Source organism: Hydrogenophaga sp., assembly GCF_041633695.1.
Taxonomy (GTDB): domain Bacteria; phylum Pseudomonadota; class Gammaproteobacteria; order Burkholderiales; family Burkholderiaceae_C; genus Hydrogenophaga.
This window is the reverse complement of record NZ_JBFJMY010000166.1, coordinates 1-8605: the sequence shown is the minus strand read 5'-3', so window position 1 is coordinate 8605 and position 8605 is coordinate 1. Positions and strand designations below refer to the sequence as shown.

General features: G+C 64.5%; 6 protein-coding genes. All 6 read left to right on the top strand.

Going from position 1 to position 8605, the window contains the following annotated elements; genetic code table 11:
- Positions 1–656, top strand: a 656-nt coding sequence (locus ABYB95_RS11825; protein ID WP_372658741.1) for a LysR family transcriptional regulator substrate-binding protein, incomplete at its 5' end; no start/stop codon positions are given.
- A 192-nt stretch (positions 657–848) separates the two neighbouring features.
- Positions 849–1616 (top strand): putative hydro-lyase, encoded by a 768-nt coding sequence (locus tag ABYB95_RS11820; RefSeq protein WP_372658743.1) that lies wholly within the window; start codon positions 849–851, stop codon positions 1614–1616.
- Between the two features lie 13 nt (positions 1617–1629).
- Positions 1630–2592 carry a TRAP transporter substrate-binding protein gene (locus ABYB95_RS11815; protein ID WP_372658739.1) on the top strand — a complete coding sequence of 321 codons (963 nt, stop codon included), beginning with the start codon at positions 1630–1632 and terminating at the stop codon, positions 2590–2592.
- Between the two features lie 83 nt (positions 2593–2675).
- Entirely contained in the window at positions 2676–3191 is a 516-nt protein-coding gene (locus ABYB95_RS11810; protein ID WP_372658737.1) for a TRAP transporter small permease, read from the top strand.
- 18 nt (positions 3192–3209) lie between these two features.
- On the top strand, positions 3210–4502 hold the full coding sequence (locus ABYB95_RS11805) for a TRAP transporter large permease (RefSeq protein WP_372658735.1): 1293 nt from the start codon (positions 3210–3212) through the stop codon (positions 4500–4502).
- A 140-nt stretch (positions 4503–4642) separates the two neighbouring features.
- Positions 4643–8419, top strand: a complete 3777-nt coding sequence (locus tag ABYB95_RS11800; protein ID WP_372658733.1) for a hydantoinase B/oxoprolinase family protein — start codon at positions 4643–4645, stop codon at positions 8417–8419.
- Positions 8420–8605 lie beyond the last annotated feature (186 nt).

The window sequence follows — 8605 nt, the reverse complement described above, 5'->3', positions numbered from 1 at the left end:
TGGCGGTGTCTTTGCGCATCGGGGCCATTGAATCGGTGCTGCATTCGTGGTTGATTCCCTGGATCGAGAAGTTGCGCCGCGAAAACCCGGCGCTGGAGCTCGAACTCTCTGTGGACACGACCCCCATTCTGGTGGACCAGATCAACCGGGGCACGCTGGACCTGGTGTTCGCCGCCATGCCTGCATCCGCCGACGGCGTGCGCACCCAGGCGTTGCCGTCCATGGAGATGGTGTTCATCGGCAGCGCACACGTGCACCGCAAGCGCCGCTACACCCTGGCGGCGCTGGGCGAGCTGGAGATACTGACCTTCCAGCGCGGTTCGCAGCCCCATGTCACCTTGATCGACATGTTTCGGCAAGCCCAGGTGGAGCCGCGCCGGGTGCACACGATTTCTTCCATCTCGGCCATGGCCCAACTGGTGCAAGGCGGCTTCGGCGTGGCCACGCTGCCGCTGCAGGCGGTGCAAGGGCCGCTCACCTTTCCCAATCTCAAACCGCTGGCATGCGACACGCTTTTGCAGCCACTGCCCATACACGCCAGCTACCGCACCGACCCTTCTTCGCTGGCGGTGAACATTCTGGTCGATTCTGCGCTGGCCTTTGTCAAAACACTGGACGAACCGCGAACGCGCAAGGCCAAACGCTCGGGTCATTGAATCGGGTCGTCGAAATCGAGCATCGAAAAAATCGATGAACTAAGCAAAAAAACTTTTGTTTGACCCTGTGGATTTGCAACCCAATAATGCACAGCAGCTTGTCCCTCTGGACGGCGCTCACCCGAAGGAGTGGCTGTGGTTCCGGTTCTTGATTCAACGCGGCATGTGCTGGCGCCAAACGGTGTCCATGAACTGGGCGAGGTGCGTGCGCAGATCCGCCAGGGTCTTTGGACCGCACACACCAGCGGCCTGGCCCGGGACCACGTGCAAGGCAATGTGGTGATCTTGCCGGAGGCCCAGGCCGGTGATTTTTTGCGCTTCTGCCAGCGCAACCGCAAACCCTGCCCCCTGCTGGCGGTGTCGGAACCGGGGCAGAACATGCTGCCCTCGCTGGGGCAAGACATCAACATCTGCACCGATGTGCCGCGTTACCGGGTCTGGCACCGGGGTGAACTGGTGGATGAGCCCACCGACATCAGCGCACTGTGGCGCGACGACCTGGTGAGCTTCGTGATCGGTTGTTCGTTCTCGTTCGAGCAGGCCTTGCTCGACGACGGCCTGCCCTTGCGCCACATCGAACAGGGGCGCAACGTCGCCATGTACCGCAGCAACTTGCAGACCGAAGCGGCAGGACCGTTTGGCGGGCCGGTGGTGGTGTCCATGCGGCCCATGCGCGCTGCTGCGGCGATCCGGGCGATCCAGATCACCTCGCGCTTTTCCGAGGTGCACGGTGCGCCGCTGCACATAGGCGATCCTTCGCTGATTGGTATCACCGATCTCAGCCGTCCCGACTACGGCGACGCGGTAGACGTGATGCCCGATGAACTGCCGGTGTTCTGGGCCTGTGGTGTCACGCCGCAGGCCGCGATCCAGCAGGCGCGCCCCGAGTTCTGCATCACCCACGCCCCGGGTGCCATGTTGATCACCGACCTTTTCAACCACCAACTCGCCAGTTTTTAACCAGGAGCTCCCGATGAAAAAACTCATGTTTTGCGCAACCGCCATGGCCCTGTCCGGGCTCGTTCAGGCCCAGACCAAGTGGGACTTGCCCACCGGTTACGGCGCCAATACCTTCCAGACCCAGAACGTGCAGCAGTTTGCCGATGAGGTGGACAAGCTCAGCGGCGGCAAGCTCAAGATCACGCTGCACCCGGGTGGCTCGCTGTTCAAGCAGCCCGAAATCAAGCGCGCGATCCAGGGCGGTCTGGCGCCAGCGGGCGAGTTCATCATTTCTGGCTTGGCGAACGAGAACCCGCTTTTTGGCGTGGACTCGATCCCGTTCCTGGCCACCAGCTACGCGGACGCCAAGCGCCTGTATGAAGCGGCCAAACCGGTGCAGGCCAAGGTGTTGGCCGGGCAGGGGGTGAAGATGTTGTTCTCGGTGCCGTGGCCCGGCCAGTCGCTGTATTCGGTCAAACCCGTCAACAGCGCGGACGATTTCAAAGGCACCAAGATGCGCGCCTACAACCCGGCCACCACCAAGATCGCGCAGTTGTTGGGTGCTTCACCGGTGACGATCCAACTGCCCGAACTGGGCCAGGCCCTGGCCACCGGGGCGGCGAACAACTTCCTGACCTCCAGCGCCAGCGGTGCCGACGGCAAGCTGTACGAGCAGACCAAATTCTTCTACCCGGTCAACGGCTGGCTGCCGCGCAACGTGACCGCCGTGAGCCAGAAGGCGTTTGACGAACTGGACAAGGCCACGCAAGACGCGGTGCTGAAAGCCGCTGCCGCCGCCGAGCAACGCGGCTGGCAGGCCAGCGAAAAGGTGGACAGCGATTCGATCAAAATCCTGGCGGCCAACGGCATGACCATCGCCCAGCCATCGGACAGCGTGCGCAAGGCCTTGATGGCGATCGGCGAAACCATGACCGCGGAATGGTTGGCCTCGGCCGGCGCCGACGGCAAGAGCATCATCGACGCCTACCGCAAGTAAGCGTGCCCGCCCGGGGCGGGGGCGTGGTCGACCGGCCACCCCCTGTTCTGCAACATCTCCGAACCCATTTGCTGGAGTCGTCCATGGACAAGCTCGCCCAGAATTTTTACAAAACGCTGCTGGTCCTGGCCTGCGTGTCGCTGGTCGCGGCGCTCTTGTCCATCACGCTCAACATCGCGACCCGGTTGGTGGACGGCTGGACCATCTCGGGGCTGGACGGCTACGCCGGTTATTCGATTGCGGCGGCGCTCTTTCTGGCCCTGCCATCGGCGTTCAAGAGCGGCGACCACATCCGCGTCACCTTGGCGCTGCAGGACGCCCGGCCACGCCTCAAGGCGGTGCTGGAGTACTGGAGCCTGGGTGTGGGCCTGTTGTTGTCGCTGTACCTGGCCTGGTTCGCCTGCCGCCTGGTCTGGCTCTCGTTCAGCTTCCACGACGTGGCCGCCACCGGCGACGCCACGCCGCTGTGGATTCCGCAACTGAGCATGGCTTTGGGTTGCATCGGCTTTGTGGTGGCCATGGCGCATGCCCTGGTGGCCCGGCTGCGCGGTGTCGCCTTTTTCGCCCCGGTGTCGCCAGACGCCGCGCGGGCCGAATGAATTCCACCAGGACGCATCATGGAAATCGTATTGGCCCTGGGCCTGGTGGTGTTGCTGTTCGTGATCCTGGGCTCCGGCGTCTGGATCGGTATGTCTTTGTTGGCGGTGGGTCTGGTGGCGATGGAGTTCGTGAGCTCGCGGCCCGTGGGCGACAGCATGGTGCTCACGATCTGGGGCTCCACGTCCAGCTGGACCTTGACCGCATTGCCCCTGTTTCTGTGGATGGGTGAAATCCTGTTCCGCACCAAGCTGTCGGCGAACATGTTCAAGGGCCTGGCGCCCTGGTTCAACCACTTGCCGGGGCGGTTGCTGCACGTGAACGTGATCGGCAGCACCATTTTTGCGGCGGTCTCGGGTTCGTCGGCGGCCACCTGCGCCACCATCGGCAAGATCTCTTTGCCCGAACTCCAGCGCCGTGGTTATCCGGAGTCCATGGCCTTGGGCACGCTGGCGGGGGCGGCCACACTGGGGCTGTTGATCCCGCCTTCCATCATCATGATCGTGTACGGTGTGGCGGCCGACGTGTCGATCGCCAAACTGTTCATCGGCGGTGTGTTGCCGGGTCTGCTGCTGGCCACGCTGTTCATGGGCTACATCGTGGTCTGGGCCTTGTTCCACAAAGACCAGGTACCGGCGGCCGATGCCGACATGGGGCTGGGCCAGAAAATCTACGCCGCGCGCCACCTGATCCCGGTGGTGGTGCTGATCGGCGTGGTGCTGGGGTCCATCTACTCCGGTGTGGCCACCGCCACCGAAGCCGCTGCGATCGGGGTGCTGGGTTCGCTGGTACTGGCCGCCGTCGAGGGCAGCATGAGCTGGGCGTCCTTCAAAGAGGGCGTGGCTGCGGCCTGCCGGGTGTACTGCATGATCGGCCTGATCCTGGCGGGTGCCGCCTTTCTCACACTGGCCATGGGCTTTGTCGGCTTGCCGCGCCACTTGGCCGAGTTTGTGGGTTCGCTGCACCTGTCGCCTTTGGCTCTGGTGTTGTCGCTCACGGTATTTTTCTTGTTGCTGGGCTGCTTTCTGGACGGCATCTCCATGGTGGTGCTGACCATTGGCGTGCTGCTGCCCACGGTGCAGGCCGCTGGGCTGGACTTGATCTGGTTCGGTGTTTTCGTGGTGCTGGTGGTCGAGATCGCGCAAATCACACCGCCGGTGGGCTTGAATCTGTTCGTGTTGCAAGGCTTGACCAAGCACGAGATCACCTACATCGCACGCACCGTGACGCCCATGTTTCTGCTGATGTTGGTCGCCATCCTGCTGATCTATTTTTTCCCCGAAGTGGTGCTGTGGCTGCCGGGCCAGATGTAGCACCGGCGCTGCTGCGTGCAAATCCGGGTGGGCCGACCCGCGCCGCGCACGCAATACCCTTCTTTTAAAAACGCGTTCGCTGCGGGCCACAAGGCCAGCGCAGGCGTGCGCCCCGTCCACACTGTTATGGGTTATTCAATATGCAAGACACACCAACTCCTTTGAGCACCAAGCGCTGGCAATTCTGGATCGACCGGGGCGGCACATTCACCGATGTGGTGGCCAAGCGACCCGATGGTTCGCTGATCACGCACAAGCTGTTGTCGGAGAACCCCGAGCAATACAAAGACGCGGCGGTGGCCGGTATCCGCCACCTGCTGGATTTGCATCCAGGCGAAGCGGTCACGCCCGAGCGGGTGGCCTGCGTGAAGATGGGCACCACCGTGGCCACCAACGCCTTGCTGGAACGCAAGGGCGAGCCCACGCTGCTGGTGACCACGCAGGGCTTTCGCGACGCGCTGCGCATCGGCTACCAGAACCGCCCGCGCCTGTTTGACCGCCACATCGTCTTGCCCGAGCTGCTCTACAACCGGGTGATCGAAGCGCAAGAACGCATGGGTGCGCACGGCGACGTGGTGCAGGCGCTGGACGAGGCGCATCTGCGCGAGCGCCTGTGGGCCGCGTTCGATGCCGGTTTGCGCAGCGTGGCCATCGTCTTCATGCACGGTTACCGCTACAGCGCACACGAGGCCGCCGCCGCCAAGCTGGCGCGCGAAGTGGGCTTCACCCAGGTGAGCACCTCGTTTGAAACCAGCCCGATGATGAAGTTCGTGAGCCGGGGCGATACCACCGTGGTCGACGCCTACCTCTCACCCATCTTGCGCCGCTACGTGGACCAGGTCTCGGCCGAAATGCCGGGTGTGCCCTTGTTCTTCATGCAATCCTCCGGCGGCCTCACCGATGCGCAGGTGTTCCAGGGCAAGGACGCAATTCTGTCCGGCCCCGCCGGTGGCATCGTGGGCATGGCGCGCACGGCGGAGCTGGCGTTTGCCGGTTCGTCCTCGGCCTTGAGCGGTCGTGCCAAGGTGATCGGTTTCGACATGGGGGGCACGTCGACCGATGTGTCGCATTACGCGGGCGAGTTTGAGCGCGAGTTCGAAACCCAGGTGGCCGGTGTGCGCATGCGCGCACCCATGATGAGCATCCACACCGTAGCGGCAGGCGGCGGCTCGGTGTTGTCTTACGACGGTGCGCGCTTTCGCGTCGGCCCCGAGAGTGCGGGCGCGAATCCGGGTCCGGCCAGCTACCGGCGAGGTGGGCCCTTGGCCGTGACCGACGCCAACGTGATGCTGGGCAAGATCCAGCCGCGCCATTTCCCCAGCGTGTTCGGCCACGCGGCCAACCAGCCGCTGGACGCCGAAGCGGTGCGCGAGCAGTTCCATGCGCTGGCACAACAGGTGGGCCGCACGCCCGAAGCGGTGGCCGAAGGCTTTGTGCAGATCGCGGTGCAGCAAATGGCGAATGCGATCAAAAAAATCTCGGTGGCCCGGGGTTACGACGTGACGCGCTACACCTTGCAATGTTTTGGCGGGGCCGGCGGGCAACACGCCTGCCTGGTGGCCGATGCCCTGGGCATGACGCGGGTGCTGGTGCACCCCCTGGCCGGCGTGCTCAGCGCCTACGGCATGGGCTTGGCCGACCAGAACGTGATCCGTGAACAAGCGGTGGAGCTGCCCCTGCAGGCCGATGCGGTGCCCGAGATCGATGCGGCTTTGCAGCGCCTGGCTGAAGCTGCACGGACCGAGCTGCTGCGGCAGGTGGCGGACGCCGGCGCCATGGCCATGCACCGCCGGGTGCACGTGCGCTACGAGGGCAGCGACGCCGCCCTGGTGGTGGCGTATCCGCTGGGGTCGGGTCGCGCCGACGATGCGATCACGGTCATTCGGCAGGGCTTCGAGGCCGCCTATCGGCAGCGCTTCGCGTTCCTGATGCAGGGCAAGGGCCTGGTGGTGGAGGCGGTATCGGTCGAGGCGGTGTTGCCGGGCGACGCACCGGCCGAGCCTGTGCAGGTGTTGCACCCGGTGCGCGAAGTGCCCCGGCGCGAAACCGTGCGCCTGTATTCGGGTGGCGCCTGGTTCGACGCCGCGCTGGTGGTGCGCGAAGACATGCGCGCAGGCGACCTGGTGCCGGGGCCGGCGATCATTGCCGAGAAAAATGCCACCACGGTGATCGAGCCGGGCTGGCAGGCCAGCCTCACCGCGCTCGATCACCTGGTGTTGGAGCGCACCAGCGCGCGCGTGGCGACGTACGCAGCGGGCACCACGGCCGACCCGGTGTTGCTGGAGGTGTTCAACAACCTGTTCATGAACATCGCCGAGCAAATGGGTTTGCAGCTGCAGAACACCGCGTACTCGGTCAACATCAAAGAGCGGCTCGATTTCAGCTGCGCGCTGTTCGACGCCCAGGGCCACTTGATCGCCAACGCGCCCCACATGCCGGTGCACCTGGGCAGCATGGGCGAGAGCATCAAAACGGTGATCCGCGAAAACGCGTCCAGCATGCAGCGCGGCGACGTGTATGTGTTGAACGACCCCTACCACGGCGGTACCCACTTGCCCGACATCACCGTCATCACCCCGGTGTATCTGGGTACGGCGGAGCGGCCCGATTTTTATGTGGGTTCGCGCGGCCACCACGCCGATGTGGGCGGCACCACGCCGGGCTCCATGCCACCGTTCTCGACGCGGATCGAAGAAGAGGGCGTGCAGATCAACAACTTCAAACTGGTGGATGCGGGCGTCTTGCGCGAAGCCGAGATGGTGGCGCTGCTCAGTGGCCATGGCGCGGTGGAATCTTCGCCAGGGAAGAGCGGCGAAGTCGCAGGGGCAGGAAGCGCCGGGGCAAAAGTCTACCCCTCGCGCAATCCCCAGCAGAACCTGGCCGACCTCAAGGCGCAGATCGCGGCCAATCACAAGGGCGTGCAGGAACTGGGCAAGATGGTTGACCTGTTCGGTCTGGACGTGGTGCAGGCCTACATGGGCCACGTCCAGGACAACGCCGAAGAATCGGTGCGGCGCGTGATCACCCGCTTGAAGAACGGCGAGTTCACGCTCCCGCTCGACAACGGTGCGCAGATCCAGGTGGCGGTGCGGGTCAACGCCACCGAGCGCAGCGCCGAGATCGACTTCACCGGTACCAGCGCGCAACAGACCAACAACTTCAACGCACCCACGGCGGTGTGCATGGCGGCGGTGCTGTATGCGTTTCGCTCGCTGGTGGACGACGACATTCCGCTCAACGCGGGATGCCTCAAACCGCTCAAGGTCGTCATCCCGCCCGGTTCCATGCTCAACCCGCACCCGCCCGCGTCGGTGGTGGCGGGCAACGTCGAGACCTCCACCTGCATCACCAACGCCTTGATGGGCGCGCTCGGTGTGATGGCCGGGTCGCAGCCGACCATGAACAACTTCACCTTCGGCAACCAGACCCACCAGTACTACGAAACCATTTCGGGTGGCAGCGGTGCGGGCGGCTTGTTCGGCGAGCGCGGCGAGTTGGTGAGTGGCTTTCCCGGAACCAGCGTGGTGCAAACCCACATGACCAACTCGCGCCTCACCGATCCGGAGATTCTGGAGTTCCGCTTTCCGGTGCGCCTGCTCGGCTACGCGATCCGCAAAGGTTCTGGTGGTGCCGGGCGGTGGGCGGGCGGTGACGGCGGCGTGCGCCGCGTCATGTTCCTGGAACCCATGACCGCCAGCATCCTGTCCAACGGCCGCATCTACCCCGCCTTTGGTATGGCCGGTGGCCAGGCGGGCGCACCCGGCATCAACCGCGTGGTGCGCAGCAACGGCCAGACAGAAGCCGTGGCGCACATCGGTCAAGTGGATATGCAGGCTGGCGACGTGTTCGAAATCCACACGCCTGGCGGTGGAGGGTATGAATCTCCCCCCGCGCCGCCTTCGGCGTTACCTCTCTGAGGGGGCGGCACTGGTGGCCCGGCAAAGCCGGTTCCACGGTGTCCTGGGTCAACATCCCTTCTGCTGCGTGAAGTGGCTTCAGGCCAGCAGGCTATGGAACCGCCGTTCGCCAAGCTCAGCACGGGCCGCAGGCGGCGCGGGGGGATGCTTTTCTACAGCTCTTCGACCCGCCTCGCCGGGTAGCTG

Coding starts and splice junctions, on each gene's coding strand:
- ABYB95_RS11815 (WP_372658739.1), top strand. CDS start 1,630: ATGAAAAAACTCATGTTTTGCGCAACCGCCATGGCCCTGTCCGGGCTC.
- ABYB95_RS11805 (WP_372658735.1), top strand. CDS start 3,210: ATGGAAATCGTATTGGCCCTGGGCCTGGTGGTGTTGCTGTTCGTGATC.
- ABYB95_RS11810 (WP_372658737.1), top strand. CDS start 2,676: ATGGACAAGCTCGCCCAGAATTTTTACAAAACGCTGCTGGTCCTGGCC.
- ABYB95_RS11800 (WP_372658733.1), top strand. CDS start 4,643: ATGCAAGACACACCAACTCCTTTGAGCACCAAGCGCTGGCAATTCTGG.